Annotated in this window: 21 protein-coding genes; 18 read left to right on the forward strand and 3 right to left on the reverse strand. The window is 74.4% G+C overall.

The features are described from left to right. Positions 1–91: 91 nt before the first annotated feature. The 11 genes from cobT (at position 92) to ACZ4W9_RS27500 (ending at position 15,581) form a co-directional block, all read left to right on the forward strand. Positions 92–1,210 (forward strand): nicotinate-nucleotide--dimethylbenzimidazole phosphoribosyltransferase, encoded by a 1,119-nt coding sequence (gene cobT / locus ACZ4W9_RS27450; protein WP_467940258.1) that lies wholly within the window; start codon positions 92–94, stop codon positions 1,208–1,210. A gap of 59 nt (positions 1,211–1,269) precedes the next feature. Then, entirely contained in the window at positions 1,270–3,045 is a 1,776-nt protein-coding gene (locus ACZ4W9_RS27455) for a phosphatidylglycerol lysyltransferase domain-containing protein (protein WP_467940259.1), read from the forward strand. 21 nt (positions 3,046–3,066) lie between these two features. Next, the gene (locus ACZ4W9_RS27460) at positions 3,067–3,792 is read left to right on the forward strand and encodes a hypothetical protein (RefSeq protein WP_467940261.1); all 726 of its coding nucleotides are present in this window, start codon (positions 3,067–3,069) and stop codon (positions 3,790–3,792) included. 114 nt (positions 3,793–3,906) lie between these two features. Then, entirely contained in the window at positions 3,907–4,677 is a 771-nt protein-coding gene (locus ACZ4W9_RS27465; RefSeq protein ID WP_467940262.1) for an adenosylcobinamide-GDP ribazoletransferase, read from the forward strand. A gap of 252 nt (positions 4,678–4,929) precedes the next feature. Then, positions 4,930–6,468, forward strand: a complete 1,539-nt coding sequence (locus ACZ4W9_RS27470; RefSeq protein WP_467940263.1) for a leucyl aminopeptidase — start codon at positions 4,930–4,932, stop codon at positions 6,466–6,468. Between the two features lie 294 nt (positions 6,469–6,762). Beyond that, positions 6,763–8,151, forward strand: coding sequence for a dihydrolipoyl dehydrogenase (gene lpdA / locus ACZ4W9_RS27475; protein ID WP_030616724.1), 1,389 nt, complete (start codon positions 6,763–6,765; stop codon positions 8,149–8,151). Between the two features lie 63 nt (positions 8,152–8,214). Next, the gene (gene sucB / locus ACZ4W9_RS27480; protein WP_467940265.1) at positions 8,215–10,032 is read left to right on the forward strand and encodes a 2-oxoglutarate dehydrogenase, E2 component, dihydrolipoamide succinyltransferase; all 1,818 of its coding nucleotides are present in this window, start codon (positions 8,215–8,217) and stop codon (positions 10,030–10,032) included. 210 nt (positions 10,033–10,242) lie between these two features. Next, complete coding sequence (locus ACZ4W9_RS27485) at positions 10,243–10,866, forward strand: GntR family transcriptional regulator (protein ID WP_467940267.1); 624 nt, start codon at positions 10,243–10,245, stop codon at positions 10,864–10,866. Positions 10,867–11,125: 259 nt separating this feature from the next. Beyond that, complete coding sequence (gene aceE, locus ACZ4W9_RS27490) at positions 11,126–13,828, forward strand: pyruvate dehydrogenase (acetyl-transferring), homodimeric type (RefSeq protein WP_467940268.1); 2,703 nt, start codon at positions 11,126–11,128, stop codon at positions 13,826–13,828. 192 nt (positions 13,829–14,020) lie between these two features. Continuing rightward, positions 14,021–15,004, forward strand: a complete 984-nt coding sequence (locus tag ACZ4W9_RS27495; protein ID WP_467940269.1) for a helix-turn-helix transcriptional regulator — start codon at positions 14,021–14,023, stop codon at positions 15,002–15,004. A gap of 58 nt (positions 15,005–15,062) precedes the next feature. Continuing rightward, positions 15,063–15,581, forward strand: coding sequence for a DUF4240 domain-containing protein (locus tag ACZ4W9_RS27500; protein WP_467940321.1), 519 nt, complete (start codon positions 15,063–15,065; stop codon positions 15,579–15,581). Between the two features lie 161 nt (positions 15,582–15,742). On the opposite strand, the gene ACZ4W9_RS27505 is transcribed toward ACZ4W9_RS27500, so the two are convergent. Next, positions 15,743–16,717 (reverse strand): peptidoglycan recognition protein family protein, encoded by a 975-nt coding sequence (locus tag ACZ4W9_RS27505; protein ID WP_467940271.1) that lies wholly within the window; start codon positions 16,715–16,717, stop codon positions 15,743–15,745. Between the two features lie 107 nt (positions 16,718–16,824). Here ACZ4W9_RS27505 and ACZ4W9_RS27510 point away from each other — a divergent pair, with 107 nt between their 5' ends. Continuing rightward, positions 16,825–18,009, forward strand: coding sequence for a MarP family serine protease (locus ACZ4W9_RS27510; RefSeq protein ID WP_467940273.1), 1,185 nt, complete (start codon positions 16,825–16,827; stop codon positions 18,007–18,009). 16 nt (positions 18,010–18,025) lie between these two features. Here the strand turns inward: ACZ4W9_RS27510 and ACZ4W9_RS27515 are convergent, their stop codons facing one another. Beyond that, on the reverse strand, positions 18,026–18,529 hold the full coding sequence (locus ACZ4W9_RS27515) for a GNAT family N-acetyltransferase (RefSeq protein WP_467940274.1): 504 nt from the start codon (positions 18,527–18,529) through the stop codon (positions 18,026–18,028). 74 nt (positions 18,530–18,603) lie between these two features. Here ACZ4W9_RS27515 and ACZ4W9_RS27520 point away from each other — a divergent pair, with 74 nt between their 5' ends. Together ACZ4W9_RS27520 and ACZ4W9_RS27525 are read left to right on the forward strand one after the other, a co-directional pair. After that, positions 18,604–19,497: a TIGR01777 family oxidoreductase gene (locus tag ACZ4W9_RS27520; RefSeq protein ID WP_467940276.1), complete on the forward strand. Its 894-nt coding sequence runs from the start codon at positions 18,604–18,606 to the stop codon at positions 19,495–19,497. A gap of 183 nt (positions 19,498–19,680) precedes the next feature. Then, a complete protein-coding gene (locus tag ACZ4W9_RS27525) occupies positions 19,681–21,102 on the forward strand; it encodes an NAD(P)/FAD-dependent oxidoreductase (RefSeq protein ID WP_467940277.1) in 1,422 nt (473 codons plus the stop codon). A gap of 13 nt (positions 21,103–21,115) precedes the next feature. Here ACZ4W9_RS27525 and ACZ4W9_RS27530 read toward each other — a convergent pair whose 3' ends face one another. After that, entirely contained in the window at positions 21,116–22,585 is a 1,470-nt protein-coding gene (locus ACZ4W9_RS27530; RefSeq protein WP_467940279.1) for a regulator, read from the reverse strand. Positions 22,586–22,824: 239 nt separating this feature from the next. On the opposite strand from ACZ4W9_RS27530, the gene lipB reads away from it, so the two are divergent. From lipB to ACZ4W9_RS27550, 4 genes are all read left to right on the forward strand, one after another. Beyond that, entirely contained in the window at positions 22,825–23,622 is a 798-nt protein-coding gene (gene lipB / locus ACZ4W9_RS27535) for a lipoyl(octanoyl) transferase LipB (protein ID WP_467940281.1), read from the forward strand. A 114-nt stretch (positions 23,623–23,736) separates the two neighbouring features. Further along, positions 23,737–24,702 (forward strand): lipoyl synthase, encoded by a 966-nt coding sequence (gene lipA / locus ACZ4W9_RS27540; protein WP_467940282.1) that lies wholly within the window; start codon positions 23,737–23,739, stop codon positions 24,700–24,702. 257 nt (positions 24,703–24,959) lie between these two features. Beyond that, positions 24,960–25,157 (forward strand): SCO2195 family GlnR-regulated protein, encoded by a 198-nt coding sequence (locus tag ACZ4W9_RS27545; protein WP_318203922.1) that lies wholly within the window; start codon positions 24,960–24,962, stop codon positions 25,155–25,157. 80 nt (positions 25,158–25,237) lie between these two features. Beyond that, on the forward strand, positions 25,238–25,939 hold the full coding sequence (locus tag ACZ4W9_RS27550) for a DUF4191 domain-containing protein (RefSeq protein ID WP_467940283.1): 702 nt from the start codon (positions 25,238–25,240) through the stop codon (positions 25,937–25,939). Positions 25,940–26,058 lie beyond the last annotated feature (119 nt).

Below are 26,058 nucleotides of genomic sequence, written 5' to 3' on the forward strand. Positions count from 1 at the left end.
TGGGATGTCGATCCGAGGTGCAAAGACATCGTGGTGGTGTGGTGGCGATGTGGCGCGGGACCGTTCGCGCGCGGGCGGTACTGTTCGGCGAATGAGCAGCCTTAATCTGGACGACTTCACCGATCTGATCGAGCGCCCGGACGGGGGCGTACGCCGTGACGCCGAGGCCCTGCGGGAGCGCCGGATCGTGCCGCCCGGGGCACTGGGCCGCCTGGACGAGCTGGGCGAGTGGCTGGCCGCCGCGCGCGGCGAGGTGCCGGTACGGCCGGTCGGGCAGCCCCGGGTGGTGCTCTTCGCCGGTGACCACGGCATCGCCGGGCTGGGCGTCTCCGCGCGGCCCGCGGGCGGTGCGGAGCGGCTGGTGCGGGCGGTGCTGGAGGGCGCGAGCCCGGTGTCGGTGCTCGCCCGCCGGCTGGAGGTGCCGGTGCGGGTCGTGGACATGGCGGTGGACTGCCCGCCGGACGCCTTCCCGCCGGACGTCGTGCGGCACCGGGTGCGGCGCGGCAGCGGCCGGGTCGACATCGAGGACGCGCTCACCCCGGAGGAGGCCGAGGCCGCGCTGCGGGCCGGGGTCGCCATCGCCGACGAGGAGGCCGACTCGGGGACCGACCTGGTGGTGCTCGGCGACGTCAGCGTGGGCGGGACCACGCCGGCGGCGGTGCTGATCGCCGCGCTGTGCGGCACCGACGCGTCCGTGGTGACCGGGCGCGGCGGGCTCGCCATCGACGACCTGGCGTGGATGCGCAAGTGCGCGGCGATCCGGGACGGGCTCCGGCGGGCCCGGCCGGTGCTCGGGGACCAGCTCCGGCTGCTGGCGGCCGTGGGCGGCGCGGACCTCGCGGCGATGACCGGATTCCTGTTGCAGTGCGCGGTGCGCAGGCTGCCGGTGATCCTCGACGGGGTCGTGGCCGCCGCGTGCGCGCTGGTCGCCCAGCGGGTCGCCTTCCGGGCGCCGGACTGGTGGCTGGCCGGGCACGTCAGCGGGGAGCCGGGGCAGGCGAAGGCGCTGGACCGGATGGCCCTGGAGCCGCTGCTGGAGCAGGGCGTGAAGGTCGGCGAGGGCGTGGGCGCCCTGCTGGCGCTGCCCCTGGTCCGGGCCGCCGCCGCGCTGGCCGCGGAGCTTCCCGAGAAGGAGCCGGCACCCGAGGAGCCGGCGGAGCGGGAACCGGTGGGGCAGGAGCCGGCGGAGAAGGAACAGTCCCTGGACTGATGCCGCGAATGGCGCGAAAAGTGCGATTTATTCTGATCGCACCCATATGATCTTCCGCTATGGAGGATGCCCGAATTGCCGTGATGCGGCGAGTGAGGGTGCGGTGGGCCGCCGGGGCGTCCCGGCGGGCCGCCGCGTTCGCCGTCTGGTATCTGCGGACCGTCGCGTTCGTCAACTTCCTCAGCGCGGTGTGGGTCTCGCTCGGCCAGGACGTGCGCCGGCACAACCAGGACGACCTCTTCACGCCGTACCTGCTGACGGCCGGCTTCGCCTCCGGTGTCTTCACCGCCTTCCTGGCCGTCACCACGCGCCGCCGCAAACGGGCCGCGTGGATCCTGAACCTGGTGCTGAGCGGGCTCTTCCTGGCCCTGCTCGCGTTCGCCATGACCTTCCCGGAGATCCGGCGGTACGCGCAGAACTGGGTCTCCCTGGCGCTGACGGCCGCCTTCGTGGCCGCGCTGCTCATCGGCCGCCGGGAGTTCTACGCCACGGGCGACCGGTCCAACCCCCGGCTGGCGGCGGCCGTGGCCGTCGGCGGCGGCCTGGCCGCGAGCCTGCTGGCCGGGCTGCTGGTCACGGTCACCGGCCAGGCGCCGGGCGCGGCCCGTTCGACGTTCCCGGAGCGCTGGTACTACGGCACCCTGCGGCTGGTGTCGGTCTCGGCCGAGGAGTCCCGCTTCCCCGGCATCGCCCCGCCCACCTGGGTGAACGTGGCCGTCAACGTGCTCAGCACCGCGCTCCTGCTCGCCGTCCTGTACGCCGCCTTCCGCTCCCGGCGGGCCGTCGACCCGCTCACCGAGGACGACGAGAAACGGCTGCGGGAGCTGCTGGAGCGGCACGGTGCACGGGACTCGCTCGGCTACTTCGCGCTGCGCCGGGAGAAGAGCGTGGTGTGGTCGCCGACCGGGAAGGCCGCCGTCGTCTACCGCGTCGTCGGCGGGGTGAGCCTCGCGTCCGGGGACCCGCTCGGGGACCCGGAGGCCTGGCCGGGGGCGATCGTGCCGTGGCTGGCCGAGGCACGGGCGCACGGGTGGATCCCGGCGGTGATGGGCGCGGGCGAGGAGGCCGGGACGGTCTACGCCCGGCACGGCCTGGACGCGCTGGAACTCGGGGACGAGGCGGTCGTGGAGGTCGCCCGGTTCACGCTGGAGGGGCGGGCCATGCGCACCGTCCGGCAGGCGTACAACCGGGTGCGGCGGGCCGGGTACCGGGTGCGCGTCCGGCGCCACGAGGACATCCCGGCGCCCGAGATGGCGTACCTGGTCGAGCGCGCCGACGACTGGCGGGACGGCGCGACCGAGCGCGGCTTCAGCATGGCGCTGGGTCGGCTCGGGGACCCCCGGGACGGCCGGTGCGTGATGCTGGAGTGCACGGACGCCGAGGGGCGGCTGCGGGCCCTGCTGTCCTTCGTGCCGTGGGGCCCCGACGGGCTGTCGCTGGACCTGATGCGACGGGACCGGGACTGCGGCAACGGGCTGGTGGAGTTCATGGTCATCGAGCTGCTGCGGCGCGCCCGCGAGATCGGGATCACTCAGGTCTCGCTCAACTTCGCCATGTTCCGCTCGGTCTTCGAACGTGGCGCACGCCTCGGCGCCGGACCGGTGCTGAGGCTGTGGCGGTCGCTGCTCGGCTTCTTCTCCCGCTGGTGGCAGATCGAGTCGCTGTACCGCGCCAACGCCAAGTACCGGCCCGTCTGGGAGCCGCGCTTCCTGCTCTTCGAGAAGAGCGCGGACCTGCCGCGCATCGGCCTCGCCTCGGCCCGCGCGGAAGGGTTCCTGGGGGCCCCGCGACCGCCCGGGTGGCCGCACCGCGGGCAGCCGCGGACCCACCGATGACCGTACGGGGACGAGGGACACGTGAAGGGAACGCTCGCCCGCTGGGCCCGAGCCGAGTGGGGCCCGCTGTACGCCGCCGTGCGCGGCCCGCTGCGCCGGCGGCGGCTGCCGGTACCGCCGATGACCCTGGCCGCGGTGGGCCTGACGGCCTTCCTCCACTACGCGCAGAACCAGCCGTGGGGATACCCGCTCGTGCGGAACCTGGGTGCCGTGCGGGCCGACGACCCGCTGTGGGCGGCCCTGCTGCGCACCCCGCTGTCGCTGTTCGTGCCCGCGCCGGACCTGCCGGTGTGGGGGGCGCTGGCGCAGATCCTGCTGGTGTTCGGGGTCGCCGAGCTGTGCCTGGGCCGGTGGCGGACGCTGACCGTCGCCTACGCCGCCACGCTCGCCGGGACCCTGTACGCGCGCCTCGGCGTCACCCTCGGCGCGCACGCCCCGTTCGGGCTGCCCTGGACCGACGCGCAGGTGGTGGACACCGGCCCCTCGGCGGCGGTCGTGGGGCTCGCGGTGTACGCCGGCTGGCGGTACGGCGCCTACGCGACGGCGGGCGCGGTGACCCTCGCGATGGTGGCCGAGGTGCTGCTGAAGGAGAACCTGGCGGGCAAGGAGCACCTGGCCGCGCTCACCGTGGTCGGACTGCTGTGCCTGCTGGCCGCCCTGCGGGACCGCCCGGCCCGCCCCCGTCCCCCTCGCCGGCCGGGTGCCTGGCCCGCACCCGGCCCGGGCACCCCGCCGGCCCGCCCGTGAACCCCGGCCGTCCCCCCGGGGTCCGCCGGGGCCCGGGGCCGCCGGTACCCTGCGCCGGTGGCCACGTCGTCCTCGTCCTCCCCGTCCCCGTCCCCGTCCTCTCCCCCGCCCTCCGTGTCCGACGGTCCGCGGTTCGCCTTCGGGACGCTCACCGTGCTGCCCGTGCGGGTGCGCCGCTGGGACCGGGCGGCGGCGCGCGGCGGGATGCTGTGCGCCCCGGCGGCCGGGCTGGTCGTCGGCGCCGCCGCGGCCGGGCTCGGGCTGCTGCTGCTCCGCCTGGGCGCCGGTCCGCCGCTCGCCGCCGTCGCCTCGGTCGCCGTACCGGCCGCGCTGACCCGCGGGCTGCACCTGGACGGGCTGGCCGACACCGCCGACGGGCTGGGCAGCGGCAAGCCCGCCGAGGACGCGCTGCGCATCATGAAGCAGTCGGACATCGGACCGTTCGGGGTGCTCACCCTCGTCCTGGTGCTGCTGGCCCAGGTGGCGGTACTGGCCCAGCTCTACGGCGACTCCTGGGCGCGCGGCGCGCTCGCCGCCGTCGTCTCGGCGGTCGCGGCCCGGCTCGCGCTCACCCTGGCCGCCCGCGCCGGGGTTCCGCCCGCCCGCCCGGAAGGACTCGGCGCGGCGGTGGCCGGGGTGGTGCCGGGGGCCGCAGCCCTGGCCGTCGCGGCCGGGGTGACGGCGGCGGCCGGGGCGGCGGGCGCCTGCCTCGGCGGGTACGACGCCGTGCGCACCGCCCTCGCGGTGGCCGCCGCTCCCGTGGTCGCCGAAGCGCTGCTGCGGCGGTGCGTGCGCCGGTTCGGCGGAGTGACCGGGGACGTGTTCGGCGCGCTCGCGGAGACGGCGGCGACGACCGTGCTCGTCGTGTTCGCGCTCGGCCGCTAGCCGCCGCCGCGGGGCCCTCCGCGGAGCCCTCCGGGAAGCCCTCCGTGGACACGACGCCACACGCGGGTGAACACCCGAAGGAATGAGCGAACGCACCCACGCGCGTAGTCTCGTCCCGGGTGTTCGCCGACAGGGTGAAGGCCCCGGTTGCCACCTGTCCCCAGGCCTGGACCTAGGGTCGGCTCTCGGGCCCGGTCGACCCACCCCATTTCGGCCACTGCAACTTCACATCGGAAGCGAGAACTCACCACCGTGACTGCTCTGACTCTCAGCACCGCCGCGGCGCCCGGCCTGCGGGCCGACGCGATCGTGATCGGTGTCGCCAAGGGCGCCCAGGGGCCCGTCGTCGCGCCGGGCGCCGAGGCCGTGGACAAGGCGTACGACGGCAAGCTGGCCGGCGTCCTGGAGACCCTCGGCGCCTCGGGTGCCGAGGGCGAGCTGACGAAGCTGCCCGCACCGGCCGGCTTCAAGGCCCCGCTCCTGGTGGCGGTGGGCCTGGGCGCCGAGCCCACGGGCGACGACGCCGGCTACGACGCCGAGGCGCTGCGCAAGGCCGCCGGTGTGGCCGCCCGCGCGCTCACCGGAGCCAGGAAGGCCGCGTTCGCGCTGCCCGTCGACGGCCCCGGCGCGCTCGGCGCCATCGGCGAGGGCGTCCTGCTCGGCGCCTACTCCTTCGACGCCTACAAGGGCGGCGCCCAGGACGCGAAGAACGCCCGGGCCAAGAACGGCAAGGCGCCGCTGGCCGAGGCCGCGCTGCTCGGCGGCAAGCCGCGCGACGCCGCCCACAAGGGCGCGCTCGCCCGCGCCGTCGCGGTCTGCGAGGAGCTGAACCGCGCCCGCGACCTGGTCAACATGCCGCCGAACGACCTCACCCCCGCCGCCTTCGCCGCCCTCGCGCAGACCGCGGCCAAGGAGCACGGCATCAAGGTGCAGGTGCTCGACGACAAGGCCCTGGCCAAGGGCGGCTACGGCGGCATCCTCGGCGTCGGCGGCGGTTCGGCGGCCACCCCGCGCCTGGTCAAGCTGTCGTACAAGCACCCGAAGGCGGACAAGCACCTGGCCCTCGTCGGCAAGGGCATCACCTACGACTCGGGCGGCATCTCGCTGAAGCCGGCCGGGCACAACGAGACGATGAAGTGCGACATGAGCGGCGCCGCCGCCGTGTTCGCCGCGGTCGTCGCCGCCGCCCGGCTCGGCCTGGAGGTCGACGTCACCGGCTGGCTGGCGCTGGCCGAGAACATGCCGTCCGGCTCCGCCGTCCGCCCGGGTGACGTGCTGCGCATGTACAGCGGCAAGACGGTCGAGGTGCTCAACACCGACGCCGAGGGCCGGCTGGTGCTCGCCGACGCGCTGTGGGCGGCCTCGCAGGAGAACCCGGACGCGATCGTGGACGTCGCCACGCTGACCGGCGCGATGATGCTGGCGCTGGGCAGCCGGACGTTCGGCGTCATGGCCAACGACGACGCGTTCCGCTCCGCGGTGCACGAGGCGGCCGAGGAGGTCGGCGAGCCGGCCTGGCCGATGCCGCTGCCGGAGCACCTGCGCAAGGGCATGGACTCGCAGGTGGCCGACATCGCGAACATGGGCGAGCGCTGGGGCGGCGGGCTGGTGGCCGGCCTGTTCCTGCGCGAGTTCGTGGGCGAGGGCATCACCTGGGCGCACCTGGACATCGCCGGGCCCGCGTTCAACGAGGGCGGGCCGTTCGGGTACACCCCGAAGGGCGGCACGGGCTCCGCGGTGCGGACGCTGGTGCGGCTGGCGGAGCTCACGGCCGAGGGTGACCTGGGCTGATGCCCGCCTGAGAGCCGGGGCCGGTCCGCCGTCCGGCGGCTCCGTCGCGTGGAGGCCGGTCGCGCCCACGCGGCGGAGCCGCACACCGGATACGGCCCCGCGCCCCCTCGGCGCCGCCGAACGTGGGACGTCTCACACACCGGCCCGGCGTCTCGATCTCGTCCGACAAGTGCAAAGATGGAGCCCGGCAGGACAGGGCCCCCACCGAAGGGCCGAAGCATCAAGCGGCCGGACACCAGCCGCCTGCCGGTCATCGCCGACCGGCGTACGGCGCACATGCATGGAGGACGTGACGTGGCGAACGACGCCAGCACCGTTTTCGACCTAGTGATCCTCGGCGGTGGTAGCGGTGGTTACGCCGCGGCCCTGCGCGGGGCTCAGCTGGGCCTGGACGTCGCCCTGATCGAGAAGGACAAGGTCGGCGGCACCTGCCTGCACAAGGGTTGCATCCCCACCAAGGCCCTGCTCCACGCGGGCGAGATCGCCGACCAGGCCCGCGAGAGCGAGCAGTTCGGCGTCAAGGCCTCCTTCGAGGGCATCGACGTCCCGGCCGTCCACAAGTACAAGGACGAGGTCATCTCGGGCCTGTACAAGGGTCTGCAGGGTCTGATCGCCTCGCGCAAGGTGACGTACATCGAGGGCGAGGGCCGGCTGTCCTCCCCCACCTCCGTCGACGTGAACGGCCAGCGCGTCCAGGGCCGCCACATCCTGCTGGCGACCGGTTCCGTGCCGAAGTCCCTGCCGGGCCTGGAGATCGACGGCAACCGGATCATCTCCTCCGACCACGCCCTGGTCCTGGACCGCGTGCCGAAGTCCGCCATCATCCTCGGCGGCGGTGTCATCGGCGTCGAGTTCGCCTCGGCGTGGAAGTCCTTCGGCGCCGACGTCACGGTCATCGAGGGCCTCAAGCACCTCGTCCCGGTCGAGGACGAGAACTCCTCCAAGCTTCTCGAGCGCGCCTTCCGCAAGCGCGGCATCAAGTTCAACCTGGGCACGTTCTTCCAGAAGGCCGAGTACACCCAGGACGGTGTGAAGGTCACCCTGGCGGACGGCAAGGAGTTCGAGGCCGAGCTGCTGCTCGTCGCCGTCGGCCGCGGCCCGGTCTCCCAGGGCCTCGGCTACGAGGAGCAGGGCGTCGCGATGGACCGCGGCTACGTCCTCGTCGACGAGTACATGCGCACCAACGTCCCGACCATCTCCGCCGTCGGCGACCTCGTCCCGACCCTCCAGCTCGCGCACGTCGGCTTCGCCGAGGGCATCCTGGTGGCGGAGCGCCTGGCCGGCCTGAAGGTCGTCCCGATCGACTACGACGGTGTTCCGCGGGTGACGTACTGCCACCCGGAGGTCGCCTCCGTCGGCATCACGGAGGCCAAGGCCAAGGAGGTCTACGGCGCGGACAAGGTCGTCTCCATCAAGTTCCCGCTCGGCGGCAACGGCAAGAGCCGGATCCTGAAGACCGCGGGCGAGATCAAGCTCGTCCAGGTCAAGGACGGTGCCGTGGTCGGCGTCCACATGGTGGGCGACCGCATGGGCGAGCAGGTCGGCGAGGCGCAGCTGATCTACAACTGGGAGGCGCTGCCGTCCGAGGTGGCCCAGCTCATCCACGCCCACCCGACGCAGAACGAGGCTCTCGGCGAGGCCCACCTGGCCCTGGCCGGCAAGCCCCTCCACATGCACGACTGACGCCTTCCGTCTTCGGGCGCGACGACCACAGACTTCCGCAATTCGTTAGGAGCAACCGAAACCATGGCGGTTTCCGTAACCCTTCCGGCGCTCGGCGAGAGCGTCACCGAGGGCACTGTCACCCGCTGGCTGAAGGCCGAGGGCGAGCGCGTCGAGGCCGACGAGCCGCTGCTCGAGGTCTCGACGGACAAGGTCGACACCGAGATCCCCGCCCCCGCCTCGGGCATCCTGGCCTCCATCAAGGTGGCCGAGGACGAGACGGTCGAGGTCGGCGCCGAGCTGGCCCTCATCGACGACGGCACGGGTGCGCCCGCCGCCGCCGAGGCCGCTCCGGCCGCCGAGGCCCCCGCCGCCGAGCCTGCCCCCGCCCCGGCCGCCGAGGCCCCGGCCGAGACCCCCGCCCCCGCCGCCGAGGCCGCACCGGCCGCCCCGGCAGGCGGCGCCGAGGGCACCGACGTGGTACTGCCCGCGCTGGGCGAGTCCGTCACCGAGGGCACCGTGACCCGCTGGCTGAAGTCGGTCGGCGAGACCGTCGAGGCCGACGAGCCGCTGCTCGAGGTCTCCACGGACAAGGTCGACACCGAGATCCCCGCGCCCGCCTCGGGTGTGCTGCTGGAGATCGTGGTCGGCGAGGACGAGACGGCCGAGGTCGGCGCCAAGCTCGCCGTCATCGGTGCCCCGGGTGCCGCCCCGGCCCCCGCCGCCGAGGCCGCCCCGGCCGCCCCGGCCCCCGCTGCCGAGGCCGCTCCGGCCCCGGCGCCCGCCCCCGCTCCGGCGCCCGCCCCGGCTCCGGCTCCGGCTCCGGCCGCTGCCCCGGCGCCCGCCCCGGCTCCGGCGCCCGCCGCCCAGGCCGCGCCCGCCGCCGCTCCGGCGCCCGCCCCGGCCCCGGCTCCGGTCACCCCGGCCACCGCGCCGACCTCGCCGACCGCCACCCAGGCGACCGACGAGGGCGCGTACGTGACCCCGCTGGTGCGCAAGCTCGCCGCCGAGAACGGCGTCGACCTGGCCACCGTCAAGGGCACCGGCGTCGGCGGCCGGATCCGCAAGCAGGACGTCCTCGCCGCCGCCGAGGCCGCGAAGGCCGCCACCGCCGCCCCGGCCCCCGCCGCGGCCGCCCCGGCCGCCGCCGCGAAGAAGGCCCCGGCGCTGGAGGCCTCCCCGCTGCGCGGCCAGACCGTCAAGATGCCCCGCATCCGCAAGGTCATCGGCGACAACATGGTCAAGGCGCTGCACGAGCAGGCGCAGCTGTCGTCCGTCGTCGAGGTCGACGTCACCCGTCTGATGAAGCTGCGCGCCCGGGCGAAGGACTCCTTCGCGGCCCGCGAGGGCGTCAAGCTCTCCCCGATGCCGTTCTTCGTCAAGGCCGCCGCGCAGGCGCTGAAGGCCCACCCGGTCATCAACGCCAAGATCAACGAGGCCGAGGGGACCATCACCTACTTCGACACCGAGAACATCGGTATCGCGGTGGACTCCGAGAAGGGCCTGATGACCCCGGTCATCAAGCGCGCCGGCGACCTGAACATCGCGGGCATCGCCAAGGCCACGGCGGAGCTGGCCGGCAAGGTCCGCGCCGGCAAGATCACCCCGGACGAGCTGTCGGGGGCGACCTTCACCATCTCCAACACCGGTTCGCGCGGCGCGCTGTTCGACACGATCATCGTGCCGCCGGGCCAGGTCGCGATCCTCGGCATCGGTGCCACGGTCAAGCGTCCGGCCGTCATCGAGACCGAGGAGGGCACGGTCATCGGCGTCCGCGACATGACCTACCTGACCCTCTCCTACGACCACCGCCTGGTCGACGGCGCCGACGCGGCCCGTTACCTGACGGCGGTCAAGGCGATCCTGGAGGCCGGCGAGTTCGAGGTCGAGCTCGGCCTCTGACCGCATCACGCCTGCTCAGGCAGACGACACCCCGCCCGGAGTTTTCTTCCGGGCGGGGTGTTCGTGTTTGTCCGGATGCGGAGCGTGTAAGGCTCGTCTCACCTGCATCAAAGCGCCCCCGCGCGCCCTCCCCGCGACGCGAACCAGCCGTATTGTCTAAACGTCAAAGCCCCCGGGGGCCGCAGGACGGCCCCTCCCTAAGGAGCCGTCATGACCGCGCCCGTCGTCCACTCGCTGCGCGAGCAGATCCGCGAGCACATCGTGGAGGGAATCGTCAGCGGGCGCTGGCAGCCGGGCGAGCGGATCGTGGAGCGGCGGATCGCCACCGAGCTGGAGGTCAGCCAGACCCCGGTGCGGGAGGCCCTGCGCGAGCTGGAGTCGCTGCGGCTGATCGAGTCGGCCCCGAACAAGGGCGTACGCGTCCGCAATCTGACGGCCGCCGACCTGGAGGAGAGCTACCCGGTCCGGGCGGGGCTGGAGGCCATCGCCGCCGAGCTGGCCGCGGAGCGTCTCGCGGAGGACTGCTCGGCGCTGGAACCGCACGTCACGGCCCTGTACGAGGCCGACCGGGAAGCGGACGGCACGGCCCAGGTGCGGCATACGGTCGGCTTCCACCGGGAGCTGGTGCGCGCCGCGCACAACTCGGTGCTGCTGCACACGTGGGAAGGGCTGGGCATCGAGGTCTTCACGGCGCTGTCGATCCGCTGGCTGGGCACGGTCCAGCAGTCGTACGCGGAGGAGCACGAGGAGTTGGTGCAGGCGTTCAAGCGCCGTGATCCGCGGATCGCGGAACTGGTGAAGGCGCATGTGCTGGGGTGCGCGCCGCGCGCCTGACCCAGCCGAGCACACCCACGCTCACCTGCGAAAACCCCTCCCGAAAGCGGCACCGGGTGCCCATTTCGAAGGCACCGGGTGCCTACTTTCCCGGAATCGGGGCTTTTTCCGCCTCTACCCTTTGATCGATCATCGATCAGAGGGTTACAGTCGCCGACGGACTTCCACCGAAGTCCGCTGCCCTGTCCTGCCAAAGACCTAGGGCACCCCCGAACCCTTGACGATGAGGGAACCCCCTTCGACTGAGGAAGGCGGCGACATGACCGACCCCCACGCCATCCAGCCGAGCGCGCTCGACCAGCTCCCGGACCGCGACCCGGAGGAGACCGCCGAATGGCAGGCTTCCCTGGACGCCGTGGCCAGGGAAGCCGGACCGCACCGCGCCGCGTACCTGATGCGCCGCACGCTGGAGCGCGCCGAGGCGGGCGGCATCGCGCTGCCGAAGCTCCTCGAGACGGACTACGTCAACACCATCCCCACCTCCGCGGAGCCGGCCCTGCCCGGCGACCCGGAGCTGGAGGCCCGGATCACCGCCTGGAACCGCTGGAACGCGGCGGCCATGGTGACCCGCGGCAGCAAGCACGGCGTCGGCGGCCACATCGCGACCTTCGCCTCCGCCGCCTGGCTGTACGAGACCGGCTTCAACCACTTCTTCAAGGGCAAGGAGGGCGACGGTTCCGGCGACCAGCTGTACATCCAGGGCCACGCCTCCCCGGGCATCTACGCCCGCGCCTTCCTCGACGGCCGCCTGAACGAGGCGCACCTCGACAACTTCCGCCAGGAGGCCGGCGGCAACGGCCTGCCCTCCTACCCGCACCCGCGCCGACTGCCCTGGCTGTGGGAGTTCCCGACGGTCTCCATGGGCCTCGGCCCGCTGTCGGCGATCTACCAGGCGCGGTTCAACCGCTACCTGACCAACCGCGGCATCAAGGACGTCTCCGCGTCCCACGTCTGGGCCTTCCTCGGCGACGGCGAGATGGACGAGCCGGAGTCCACGGCCGCCCTCGCGCTGGCCTCGCGTGAGCAGCTGGACAACCTCACCTTCGTCATCAACTGCAACCTCCAGCGCCTGGACGGCCCGGTCCGCGCCAACTTCAAGATCGTGCAGGAGCTGGAGGCCCAGTTCCGCGGCGCCGGCTGGAACGTGATCAAGACGCTGTGGGGCTCGGCCTGGGACGAGCTGTTCGCCCTGGACACCACGGGCGCGCTGGTCCGCCGGCTGCGCGAGGTGCCGGACGCGCAGGTCCAGACGTACCAGACCCGCGACGCCGCCTACATCCGCGAGGACTTCTTCGGCAAGGACCCGGCGCTGGCCGAGATGGCCAAGCTGCTGAGCGACGACAAGATCCTCGAGTGCTTCCACCTCTCGCGCGGTGGTCACGAGGCGAGCAAGGTCTACGCCGCGTACAAGGCCGCCGTCGAGCACAAGGGCGCGCCGACCGTGATCCTGGCCCAGACGGTCAAGGGCCACACCCTGGGCGAGGGCTTCGCGTCGAAGAACGCCAACCACCAGATGAAGAAGCTGACGGTGGACGAGTTCAAGGCGATGCGCGACCGGCTCGGTCTGCCGATCAAGGACAGCGACTTCGTCGACGGCGTGGTGCCCTACGGCCACCCGGGCACCGACTCCCCCGAGGTGCGCTACCTCCAGGAGCGCCGCGCGGCCCTCGGCGGCCCGGCCCCGGCCCGCCGCACGCACCCGCTGCCCGCGCTGCCGGCCCCGGCCGAGAAGGCGTTCGCCTCCTTCGACAAGGGCTCCGGCTCCCAGAACGTGGCCACCACCATGGCCTTCGTCCGCCTGGTCAAGGACCTGGTCCGCGACAAGGAGACGGGCAAGCGCTGGGTGCCGATCGTCCCGGACGAGGCGCGCACCTTCGGCATGGAGAGCCTCTTCCCGTCGCTCGGCATCTACTCGCCCAAGGGCCAGACGTACGAGCCGGTCGACCGCGACCAGCTGATGTACTACAAGGAGGCCAAGAACGGCCAGATCCTCAACGAGGGGATCACCGAGGCCGGTTCGATGGCCGACTTCATCGCCGCTTCGTCGTCGTACGCGACGCACGGCGAGGCGATGATCCCGTTCTACATCTTCTACTCGATGTTCGGCTGGCAGCGCACGGCCGACCAGATGTGGCAGCTCGGCGACCAGCTCGGCCGCGGCTTCCTCATCGGCGCGACGGCGGGCCGCACCACCCTGACGGGCGAGGGCCTCCAGCACGCCGACGGCCACTCCCCGGTGATCGCCGCGACCAACCCGGCCGCGCTGACGTACGACCCCGCGTTCGCCTACGAGATCGCGGTGATCGTCCGTGAGGGTCTGCGCCGGATGTACGGCGAGGCCAAGCCGGGCGAGGACCAGAACGTCTTCTACTACCTGACGGTCTACAACGAGCCGCTGCCGCAGCCGGCCAAGCCGCAGGGCCTCGGCATCGACGAGGGCATCGTCAAGGGCCTGTACCGCTTCAACACGGCGGAGTCGGCGGGCATCGCCGTCGCGGCGGGCGCCCCGCGCATCCAGCTGCTGGGTTCGGGCACGGCGATCCACTGGGCGCTCCAGGCGCAGAAGCTGCTGGCCGAGGAGTGGGGCGTGGCCGCGGACGTGTGGTCGGCGACCTCCTGGACCGAGCTGCGCCGGGACGCGCTGGAGGCCGACGCGGCGCTGCTGCGCGGCGAGGACCGTGCGCCGTACGTCCGCCAGGCCCTGCAGGGCGCCGAGGGCCCCGTCCTCGCGGTGTCCGACTACATGCGCCAGGTACCGGACCAGATCGCGCAGTGGGTCGAGCAGGACTGGTCCTCGCTGGGCGCCGACGGCTTCGGCCTGTCGGACACCCGTGAGGCCGCCCGCCGCCACTTCGGCGTCGACGCCGAGTCGATCGTCGTGGCCGCCCTCGCCCAGCTCGCCCGCCGCGGCGAGGTCAAGGCGACGGCCGTCAAGGAGGCCCGGGAGAAGTACGGCCTGTAAGAAGGCCGGCGGACCGTGACGGCCGGCCCGGCACCGCCGGGCCGGCCGTCGCGGCCGAGCGCCGTCGCGGCGGACAGGAGGGTGCGCGCCTTCGCGGGTGCGGACGCGCTCCTGTCCGCCGCGTTCGTCTTTCCCCCGCGTTCGTCTTCCCCCGCGGTCCGCGTCGTCGGTGCCGTTCGGCATCATGAACGCATGCGTGCGGCCCGGCTCATCAAGATGGTCCTGCTTCTCCAGTCCCGGCCCGTCATGACCGCCGCCGAGCTGGCCCGGGAGCTGGAGGTGTCGGAGCGGACCGTGACGCGGGACGCGCAGGCGCTGTCGGAGGCGGGCGTGCCGGTGTACGCGGACCGGGGGCGGGCCGGGGGGTACCGGCTGGTCGGCGGGTACCGGACGCGGCTGACCGGGCTGGCCCGCGGCGAGGCCGAGGCGCTCTTCCTGAGCGGGGTGCCGGGGGCGCTGCGGGAGATGGGGCTCGAGGACGCCGCCTCGGCGGCCCGGCTGAAGGTGTCCGCGGCCCTGCTGCCCTCGCTGCGGGACGCCCCGGACACCGCCGCGCAGCGCTTCCACCTGGACGCGCCCGCCTGGTTCCGGGAGCCGGTGACGCCCGCGCCGCTGCCCGTGCTCGCCGAGGCGGTGTGGGGCGACGGCCGGGTCCTCGCCCGGTACCGGCGCGGGCGGGACACGGTGGAGCGGCGGCTGGAGCCGTACGGGCTCGTGCTGAAGGCCGGTGTCTGGTACCTGTGCGCGCGGGTCGCGGGAAGCGGTTCCTTCCGGACGTACCGGATCGACCGGTTCACCGACGTGGAGGCGCTGGACGAGCGCTTCGAGCGCGATCCGGAATTCGATCTGCCCGGTTTCTGGGCGGAGCAGGCCGAGCGGTTCGCCCGCTCGATCCTGCGCGCCGAGGTCGTCGTACGGCTCTCCCCGGAGGGGGTGCGCCGGCTGCCGCACGCCGTCGACCCGCTCGCCGCGCGGACGGCCCTCGCGGAGCCGGGCGCGCCGGACGCGGCGGGCCGGGTGACGGTGACGCTGCCGGTGGAGTCGGAGGAGGTCGCGTACGAGCAGCTGACGGCGCTCGGCCCGGAGGCCGAGGTGCTGGCGCCGGCCGCGCTGCGCGAGCGGTTCGCGGCGGACGCGGCCCGCGCCGCCGCCCTGTACCACGGCGGGGACGGCTGAGCGAGTCCGCCGTACTCCGGGTGCGTGCCGCCGGATCAGGCCCGATGCTGGTGGCGTGATGGACGAGACGGAGTTCTGGGAGCTGATCGACTCCACCCGCCAGGCCGCCGGGGGTGACCCCGAGGAGCAGGCCGACCTGCTCGTGGAGCGGCTTCTCGCGCTGGATCCGGAGCGGGTCCTGGACTTCGCCCGTCATTTCGAGGCCCGCTACAACCGCGCCTACCGCTGGGATCTGTGGGGGGCCGCCTGGCTGCTGCTGGACGGGTGCAGCGACGACGCGTTCGACTTCTTCCGGTGCTGGCTGATCGGGCAGGGCCGGGAGGTCTTCGAGGGGGCCCTGCACGACCCGGACGCGCTGGCCGGGCTGCTGGGCGAGTTCGACGAGGAGATCGACGGCGACGGCGAGGAGCTGGGCTACGCGGCCGACGAGGCGTACGAGCAGCTGACCGGCACGGTCGCGCCCGACCTGGGCCTCGCCCCGGCGCCGGCCGAGCCGGGGGGCACCGCGCTCGACCTGGAGGACGACCGGGTGCTCGCCGAGCGGTTCCCCCGGCTGTGGGAGCGGTTGCGGACATGACGGCCGCCTCGTGCGGGGCCGTACGCGGGCGGACTCCGTCGGCGGGCGCTGCCGCCCGCTCCCGCCCCGCCCCGGCCGCGGGCCGCGCCGGGGCGACGCCGGCCCTTCGGGGCCCCTGGCCGTACCTCGCGCCTACCGCCTCCGGTCGGTCCGGCCCGCCGTCACGGCCGCTTTCCGTGCTCCCCGGCACCGGCACCGGCCCGGTGGGTGCCCGTGCCGGAGGCGGCCGTGGGGCGGGGCGTGCCCGGACCGCGGGGTGCCCTCGGCCGGCCGGTGAGGTGCGGGCGGTGCGGCCGGGCGGTGGCCGGACGGCCCTGGAGCAGGGCGGCATGCTCCCGGATGGCCGGGAGGCGGGCGGTGAGGGCCTCGCCGGGGCAGCTGGTGCGGAATCCGGCGTCGTGCCCGGCGAGGGCGGGCAGGGTGGCGGTGGCGCCCGTCCGGTAGCGGCTCTGGCCGCTGCTGGAGACCAGCCGGGCCCGGCCGCGCGGGTCGATGTCGGCGAGCCCGAGCTTCCAGGCCGCGAGGGCGGCGATGGCGTCGGTCATGGCCCGGGGCACGGCGGCGCCGGCGGTGAAAGTGCCGAGGGCGGCGATGCCGGCGGTGCGGTGGTTGAAGCCCTGGGTGTGGGCGCCGGTCACGGGCCGGTCGATGCCCCCGGCGCGGCCCTCGTAGATGGTCCCGCAGCGGTCGACGAGGAAGTTGTAGCCGATGTCGTCCCAGCGCCGGGCGCCGGTCTGGCCCGCGTACAGGCCCCGGATGATGCGGGGCGCGTCGGCGCAGGCGTAGCCGTTGGGCGAGTCGGTGTGGTGCAGGAAGACGGCGACCACCTTGTCGTCGTAGCGCGGCGGCGGCTGGGTGTGCCCGGTGACGCGGTCCAGCCAGGCGGAGCGCGGCACGATGCGCGGCCGGACGGCCCGGTGCCCGACGGGCGGCCGGGCACCGGCGGCGGGGCGGTCGGGGCGGGAGACGGCGGCGCGTTCGCCGCCCCGGGCGCACAGGGCCAGCGCGCCGACGGCGAGCAGCCCGGGCAGGCAGCCGAGCAGCACCAGCAGCGCACCGGGGGTCCGCCGGGCGGGACGGGGGGTCCCCGCGGCCGGCCGTGCCGGGGCCCGCGGGGCTCTTCGCAGGACACGCATGGTCCCACTGTCAAGCCGCCGGGCCGTGGCCGCGACGCGCGTTCTGCCACTTGGCGCAAGCCTCGTCGTGGCAGGGGGATCCGGGGGCCCGGGAGAAAGGCTGTTCCGTGAACCGGCTGGATCTGCTGCTCGCTGTGGTGGCCGTCTGCTGCGCCCTGTCGGGATACCGGCGCGGGCTGGTGGCCGGGTGTGTCTCGCTGGCCGGGTTCGTGGGCGGCGCGCTCGTCGGGGTGTGGTTGCTGCCGTGGGCGACGGCCCAGGTGGCACGGGGTTCGACGGCGGCGACGGCGCTCGCGGCGGCCACGGTGCTGGGGCCGGCGCTGCTGGGCCGGCAGCTCGCGGGCCGGTCGGCGCCGCGGCTGCGCGCGCGGCTGGACCGGGGCCCGCTGCGGGTCGCGGACGGCGTCGGGGGCGCCGCGGTGAACGGGGTCGCGGTGCTGGTGGTGGCCTGGGTGGCGGCGGGCGTGCTGGGCGCGGCCCCCGCGCCGGCGCTGTCGGCGGCGATCGGGGACTCGGCGCTGTTGAAGGCGGTGGGGCAGCGGATGCCGGCGACCGCGCCGGCCTGGTTCTCGCGGGCCGCGGCCAGGCTGACGGACGCCGGTCTGCCGCGGGTGTCCGACCCGTTCGAAACCCGGTCGGCGGCCGGGGTGGCCCGGCCGCCGGGCGACGGCGTCACCGCGGCCGCGTCGAAGGCGGCCCGGCACAGCACGGTGAAGATCACGGGAGCCGCGGGCGCCGAGGGCCGGGAGGGCACCGGGTTCGTCTACGCGTCCCGGCGGGTGCTGACCAACGCGCACGTGGTGGCCGGCATCGACCGCCCGGGCGTGCGGGTCGGCGGCACCGGACGGTCGTACCCGGCCCGCGTGGTGTTCTTCGACCCGGGCCGGGACGTGGCGGTGCTGTACGTGCCCGGGCTGCGCGCGCCGGCGTTGCGGTTCGCCCCGGGCGCCGGGCGCGGGGACGCGGCGGTGGTGGCGGGCTACCCGCAGAACGGGGGCCTGGACCTGCGGGCGGCGACGGTCACGAGCCGGGTGCGGGCGATCGGCGCGGACATCTACAGCGAGCACACGGTCACCCGGGAGGTCTACGCGATCCGTGCCCCGATCCGGCCGGGCGACTCCGGCGGCCCGCTGCTGACCCCGGACGGCCGGGTCTTCGGGTTGGTCTTCGCCCGGTCCGCCTCGGACGACGGGACGGGGTACGCGCTGACGGCGGCCGAGGTGACGGGCGACGCCGAGCGCGCGGCCACGGCCACGGCACCGGTGGACACGGGCGACCTGGTCGCCGCCTAGCGCCCCCGGGTCACGGTCACAGGGACCGGCCCATGCACACGTCGTCGACGTAGTGGCCGTCGATGAGGAACTCCCCCGGCAGTACGCCCTCCACGGCGAACCCCTCGGACGCGTACAGCGCCCGGGCCGGGGTGTTGTGCCCGAGCACGCGCAGGGTCAGGCGCCGGGCGCCGCGTTCGCGTGCGCGGCCGACGGCGGCCCGGACCAGCGCCCGCCCGACGCCCCGGCCGCGCGCCTCCTCGGCGACGGCGAACCCCTGGATCTGCAGGACGTGCGCGTTGGAGGCGAGCGGGGTGGGGTGGGCGAGGCGGATGTAGCCGAGGAGGCGTCCGCCGGCCCGGGCGTCCCCGTCCTCGGCGACGAGGAAGTCCTCCGGGGGGTGCCGGTCGTCGAAGAACGGCGGGTACGGCGGCCGCGGCCGGGGCATGACCGCGTGCAGGGTGGACCAGGTGGCCCGGTCGAGGACGGCGAGTTCCTCCTCGTCGTCGGCCTGGGCGGTGCGTATGGAGGGCTCGGACATGAAGATCACCCTACGACGCGCGGTCCGGGCGCCCGGTGGGTCTTCCGGGGCGCGCGGGGGTCATGCTGGGGGTCATGGAACGTTCACGTATCGCGGTGGCCGGCGCGTCCGGTCTCATCGGCGGCGCTCTGGTGCGGTCCCTGACCGCGGACGGGCACGAGGTGGTGCGGCTGGTGCGCCGGGCGCCCCGGGGCCCGGACGAGGTCCGCTGGGACCCGGAGCGGGGCCGGGTCGACGCGGCCGGGCTGACCGGGTGCGAGGTGGTGGTCAACCTGGCGGCGGCCGGGGTGGGCGACCGGCGCTGGACCCCGGAGTACAAGCGGGTGCTGCGGGACAGCCGGGTGCTGGGCACGGCCGCGCTCGCCGAGGCGGTGGCGTCGCTGCCGAAGCCGCCCCGGGCCTTCCTGAACGGCAGCGCGATCGGCTTCTACGGCGACACCGGCGACCGGGTGGTGGACGAGGACGCGCCCCCGGGGGACGGCTTCCTGGCCCGGCTGTGCGTGGAGTGGGAGGAGGCCGCGGCGCCCGCCGAGGAGGCCGGGGTGCGGACGGTGCTCCTGCGCACGGGACTGGTGGTGGCCCGCGGCGGCGGGGCGTGGGGACGGCTGTTCCCGCTGTTCCGGGCGGGTCTCGGGGGGCGGCTGGGCGACGGGCGGCAGTACTGGTCGTACATCGCGCTGCACGACGAGGTGGCCGCGATCCGGCATCTGATCGACCGGGACGACCTGTCCGGCCCGTTCGACCTGACCGCCCCGCAGCCGCTGACGAACCGGGAGATCACGGCGGCGATGGGCCGGGTGCTGCGCCGGCCGGCGGTGTGCGCGGTGCCCGCCGGCGTGCTGCGGGCGGTGCTCGGGGAGATGGCCGGGGATGTGCTCGGCAGTCAGCGGGTGGTGCCGAGACGGCTGCTGGAGTCGGGGTTCCGGTTCGCGTTCCCGGGCATCGAGGAGGCGATCCGCGCGGCGTAGTGAGCCGGTTGGCAACAAGGGCGAACAAAAGTGACCGTATGCGACCTCCATGCGACCGTGCCCTGTTGATGCGCGACTCCTCCGGACAGATCACCGCCCTAACCTCGATCCGAACTCGGGTATCCGTGGCGCCAGTGGGAGGCATGGCTCCTCCCCCGGCCGCGTAACCACAGGAGGGGCCTCGTGCTTGAGCCCGCGTACCAGGTGGACGTCGTCATCGTGGGGGCCGGCATCGCCGGCCTCTCCGCCGCCCACCGGCTGACCAGCGCCGGAGTCACCACCGCGGTCCTGGAGGCCGCCCCGTACGTCGGCGGCCGCATGGCGACGGAGAAGGTCGACGGCTTCCGGCTCGACCGCTTCGGACAGCTGCTGACCACGTCCTGCCCCGAACTCCGGCTGACCCCGGGCCTGGCCGGGCTGGCCGTGCGCCGCTTCGCGCCGGGCGTGCTGCTGCACCGCGACGGCTGCCTCCAGCGCGCGGGCACGCCGGCGGTCGGCGGGAGCGCACGGGGCGCACGGGGCGCACTCCATGCGGTGCGCGCCCTCGCCGGCCCGCCCAGGGGCACGGCGCCCCGGGCGACGGCGGCCCGGGCCGCGACCGGCCGGGGTACGACGGTCACGCCCGGCCGGGCCGGCGCGGCACCGGTGGGCGGCGCGGTGGACCAGGCCCGGCTGGGTGCCGCGCTCGGCCGGCTCGCGGCGACCCCGGTCGAGCGCGTCCTGGCCCGCCCGGAGCTGCCCGCCGCCCAGGCGCTGGCCCGGCGCGGGGTGCCGCCGCGCACCATCGACGGCTTCCTGCGCCCGCTGCTGGCCGCGCTGCTGTGCGACCCGGAGCTGACCACGTCCAGCCGGTGCGCCGATCTCGCGCTGCGCGCCTTCGCGAGCGGCCGGCTGTGCGTGCCGGAGGGCGGCGCGGAGCGGGTGCCGCAGCTGCTGGCCGGGATGCTGCCGCCGGGCACGGTGCACACCGGGGTGCGCGTGACCTCGGTGTCCACGACCTCGGTGAGCACCGCCGAGCACGGCGAGATCCGCTGCCGGGCGGTGCTCGTGGCCACCGACGCACGGGCCGCGGCGGAGCTGCTGCCGGGCCTGCGGGTGCCGGACTTCCATCCGGTGACGGTGGTCCACCACACCACGGACGAGCCCGCGGAGGCGTTCGCGACCGGCGCCTCGCTGCTGCTGGACGCGGACCGGGGCGGGCCGGTGGCGCACACGGCGGTGCTCAGCACCGTGGACCCGGGCCGGGCCCCGGCCGGCCGGGTGCTGATCTCCTCGACCGTGCTGGGTCCGCCGCCGGAGGGCGTCGACACCGCCGTCCGCATCCACCTCTCCCGCCTCTACGGCACCTCCACGCGCCGCTGGGAGACGCTGGCCGTGCACCACACTCCCGAGGCGGTCCCGGCCATGCGCCCCCCGCACGACCCGCGCCGCCCGGTACGCCTCCTGGCGGGCCTGTACGTCTGCGGCGACCACCGCGACACCAGTACGGTGCAGGGCGCGCTGCACTCCGCCCGCCGGGCGACGTCGGCCCTCCTGGCGGACCTGGGCGCGGCGGGCCCGATGCACCGCGCGGACCCGGCCCCGACACTGCCGAGGGCGGCGTGAGACGCGCCGGGCCCTACCCCAGCGCCGCGACCTTCTCCCGGTAGCCGCGCACGGGCGCCGCGTCCCGGTACGGCTCCAGCCGGCGTTCGAAGTCCTTCACGTACTCCACCGCGCGGGCGGACCGCATCTCCGCCGCCTGCCCCGCGGCCTCCGCCGCCAGCGCGCACGCCTGGTCGAGTTCGCCGAGGCCGAGCCGCGCGGTGGCGAGGACGACCCGGCAGAACAGCCGGCTGCGGGCGTGCACGGGCGCCCGCAGCTGGAGGGCGCGCTCGGCGTGCTGCGCGGCGGCCCGGTACTGCTGGAGGTCCCGGTGGCAGTGGCCGAACTCGTCGGCGAGCTGCGCCTCGTCGAAGAACCGGGCCCAGTGCGGCACCTCGTCCCCGGGCCGGGCCGCCCCCAGCGCGCGTTCGGCCCGGATCTGCGCCGCGGCGCACGCCCGGATCTCACCCAGGACGGCGTGCGCCCGTGCCTCGGAGGCGTGCAGCAGCGCCTGGACGACGGGCGGGGCCCCGCTGCCCACGCCCTGCTGGGCGACCCGGGTCAGCTGCACGGCCTCCCTGCCGTGGCCGAGGTAGACGGCCTGGCGGCTCATGGTGACCAGGACGTAGGAGCCGTAGGCCCGGTCGCCGGCGGCCTGGGCGAGCCGCAGGGCCTGCACGAAGTAGCGCTGGGCGAGTCCGTGCGCGGTGATGTCGTACGACGTCCAGCCCGCGAGCCGGGTCAGGTCGGCGGCGGCGCCGAACAGCCGTCGGCCGGTCTGCTCGCCGTAGCTGCCGCGGAGCATCGGCTCGCACTCGTGTTCCAGGTAGCGCACCAGCGCCTGCCGGGCGTGGCCGCCGCCGAACCGGTCGTCCAGGGTGCGGAACAGCTCGCCGACCGAGCGCAGCGCGGCGATGTCACCGGGGGTGACCCGGTGGCTGGGGGCGCGTTCGACGCTCGCGCGGGCCCGGGCCACGGCCGCCGCCCCCGGCGGGAGCGGGGGCCTGGCCGTGCCGGGGCGGCCCTGCGGCGGCACCCGGGGCCCCGGTTCGTGGGCCACCCGGTCGTCGGGCTTGCCGATCAGCCAGTCCCGGCTGGGCACGACCAGGCCGGCCGGGGTGAAGGCGATCTTGCGCAGCTCGGCGTGGCTGCCGGAGTCCTTGCGCCACAGCCCGCTGACGATGTCGACGGCCTCCTCCGGGGTGGCCGCGAACTCCAGCCCGGCGTACACCGGCGCACAGGAGTCCAGGCCGAGATCCTGGGCGGTGAGCCGGCGCCCCAGCCGGCGGGTGAACACCTCGGCGATCAGGGCGGGGGTCGTCCCGCGCGGCTGCTGCCCGCGCAGCCAGCGGGTGACCGATGTCTTGTCGTATCTGAGGTCCAGCCCGTGTTCCTGACCGAGCTGATCGACCCGGCGGGCCAGACCCGCGTTGGAGAACCCCGCTTCTGCGATGAGCGCGGCGAGCTGGCGGTTGGGGGTGCGCTGCGCGGGTCGGTCCGTCATCTGCGGTGCGGTCTCCTGCCTTCCGGGCCTGTCGACGTGCCCGGATTGCCTTTGAGCAGCCCTTATGGCTCACGAACGGCGCGAATGTAGCGGAGAGTGAGCGTGCGATCACAATCTTCACCACTCATTCATCCGTTCGTGTGAGCTACGCCCGCGGGGCTGACCTGGAGGGGTCGGACGTACAGTGGCGTGGGCGCGATACATGCCTGACACACCCATCGCCGAGGGAGGCGCTTGCCGTGAGTGAGTTGCGGTTCGTCCGCAGGGGATTCGGTGCCGATGCCGTCGACTACCAGGAGGCCTGGGACGAGCAGCGCCGGATCCACGCGGCCCGGTTCGCCGACGAGGTCCCCGACACCGTGCTCCTCCTGGAACACCCGCCGGTGTACACGGCCGGCCGGCGCACCGAGGACAGCGAGCGCCCGCTGGACGGCACCCCGGTCGTCGACGTGGACCGCGGCGGCAAGATCACCTGGCACGGCCCGGGCCAGCTGGTGGGCTACCCGATCCAGAAGCTGCCCCGCCCGGTGGACGTGGTCGCGCACGTGCGGCGGCTGGAGGAGGCGCTCATCCGCGCCTGCGCCGAGTTCGGCCTCGAGACCACCCGGGTCGAGGGCCGCAGCGGCGTGTGGGTGCTCGGCGACCCGGTCGAGCGGCGGCCCGCGCTCGGGGGGCTCTCCCTGGACTTCGACCCGCGCCTGACCGACGAGGAGTTCGACCCCCGGCTCAACGGCCCGGAGTACGCCCCCTCCAACGCGGGCCAGCGGCGCGAGGACCGCAAGATCGCGCAGATCGGCATCCGGGTGGCCAAGGGCGTCACGATGCACGGCTTCTCGTTCAACGTGAACCCGGACATGAAGTGGTTCGACCGGATCATCCCGTGCGGCATCCGCGACGCGGGCGTGGCCTCCCTCGCGGGCGAGCTGGGCCGGGACATCACGGTCGAGGAGGTCGTGCCGGTGGTGGAGCGGCACCTCAGGGACGTCCTGGAGAACGCGGACCTCAAGCCCCGGGAGATCGAGAAGGCGTCCGCCTGATCACCCGCGCCGGGAATGCGCCCCGTGGACGCGGGGTTGGTCTCACCGGCAGGGCGCAATGAGCACGGGCGTACCCTGGTGTACGCCGAAGAATCGAAGTCACAGGGAGCCGACGTGTCCGCAGTCTCACCGGACGGACGCAAGATGCTGCGCCTGGAGGTCCGCAACAGCCAGACCCCCATCGAGCGCAAGCCCGAGTGGATCAAGACCCGGGCGAAAATGGGCCCCGAATACACGAAGATGCAGAACCTCGTGAAGAGCGAGGGCCTGCACACGGTGTGCCAGGAAGCCGGCTGCCCGAACATCTACGAGTGCTGGGAGGACCGCGAGGCGACCTTCCTCATCGGCGGCGACCAGTGCACCCGGCGCTGCGACTTCTGCCAGATCGACACCGGCAAGCCCGAGGCGCTCGACCGCGACGAGCCGCGCCGCGTGGGCGAGTCCGTGGTCACGATGGACCTGAACTACGCCACCATCACCGGCGTCGCCCGCGACGACCTGTCGGACGGCGGCGCCTGGCTGTACGCCGAGACCGTGCGCCAGATCCACGCCCAGACGGCGGACCGCGAGGACGGCCGCACGAAGGTGGAGCTGCTCGCCCCCGACTTCAACGCGGTGCCCGAGCAGCTGGCCGAGGTGTTCGACTCCCGCCCCGAGGTCTTCGCGCACAACGTCGAGACGGTCCCCCGGATCTTCAAGCGGATCCGCCCCGGCTTCCGCTACGAGCGCTCCCTGAAGGTCATCACCGAGGCCCGCGACTTCGGCCTGGTCACCAAGTCGAACCTGATCCTCGGCATGGGCGAGACCCGCGAGGAGGTCGGCGAGGCGCTCCGGCAGCTGCACGAGGCGGGCTGCGAGCTGGTCACCATCACCCAGTACCTGCGCCCGTCCGTCCGGCACCACCCGGTGGAGCGCTGGGTGAAGCCGCAGGAGTTCGTGGAGCTGAAGGAGGAGGCCGAGCAGATCGGCTTCTCCGGTGTGATGTCCGGCCCGCTGGTGCGCTCCTCCTACCGCGCCGGGCGGCTGTACCAGATGGCCGTCGAGAAGCGGGGTGCGTTCATCGCCGCGCAGGCGGTGTGAGCCCCAAGGCGTGAGACCCGCGGTGTGAGCCGCGCGTGTGAATCGCCGCACACATCACTACCGGCCGGTAGCGGCCGGGTCGACGCGGTCCCCTCCGTCCTCGCTGATGAGGGCGGCGGCGGGGCCGCGTCGGCGTTCCGGCCCCCGCACCGGGGGGTTCACCACTGTTTGACCGGTCGGTCACGCCCTGGTAACACCAGACAGTGACCCTTGGTGTCATGCCCCTATCTCCACCGCTTCGAGGGGGGATCCCGCCCATGCAGGCAGCACCCGTGCGCGCCACCGCCATCCCGTCCTTCACCGACGCGCTCCGCCGTGTCGAGTCCCTGCTGCTGAGCGGCGGCCAGCGCACCGCCCGCCGCAACGCCTGGACGTCCGTCCTGGAGGACCGCCGTCGCGCCCAGGACCGGGTCGAGGCGCAGCGGTTCCTGGAGCAGGCCGCCGGCCGCTCCTGACGCCCCCGCCCCGTCCCGGGGGCGGGCCCCGCCGGGCACTGCCGTCGTCGGCGCTCCCGGGGGCACGTAGACTTCGTGACATGGCGAGGAAGGAAACCGCGGCGGACGCCGCGAATGCCGGGCGACTGAAGCAGATCGCCCTGACGTACCAGATGACCCGCAAGGTCGACAAGAAGATCGGTCTTGTACTCGCGGCCGTCGGCATCGGCGTCCTCGGTGTCTTCCTCGTGATCGGCTTCCTGCTCGGGCACCCGGTCTACCTGGGCATCTTCGGTCTGCTGATCGCCCTGCTGGCGATGGCCATCGTGTTCGGCCGCCGGGCCGAGCGGGCGGCCTTCGGCCAGATGGAGGGCCAGCCGGGCGCCGCCGCGGCCGTGCTGGACAACATCGGCCGGGGCTGGACGACGACTCCGGCGGTGGCGATGAACCGCAGCCAGGACGTGGTGCACCGGGCCGTCGGCAAGGCCGGCATCGTGCTGGTCGCCGAGGGCAACCCGAACCGGGTGAAGACCCTGCTGGCCGCCGAGAAGAAGAAGATGAACCGCATCGTCGCGGACGTGCCGGTGCACGATGTGATCGTGGGCACCGGCGAGGGCCAGGTCGAGCTGAAGAAGCTGCGCACCACCCTGCTGAAGCTCCCGCGGGTGCTCACCGGCCCCCAGGTGACCGCCACCAACGACCGGCTGCGTGCGCTAGGCGACCTGATGAGCAACATGCCGCTGCCCAAGGGCCCGATGCCCAAGGGCATGAAGCTGCCGAAGGGCGGACCCCGGGGGCGCTGACCGCACCCCCGTACGCCATCGACGAGACCCCGCGCCCCCGAAGGGTGCGGGGTTTGTCGTTGACACGCCACCGAACGGAGCATCCGGCAGGTAATCAGCTCATCGGCTCTTAGCCTTCA

The organism is Streptomyces sp. NPDC029296 (assembly GCF_055569255.1).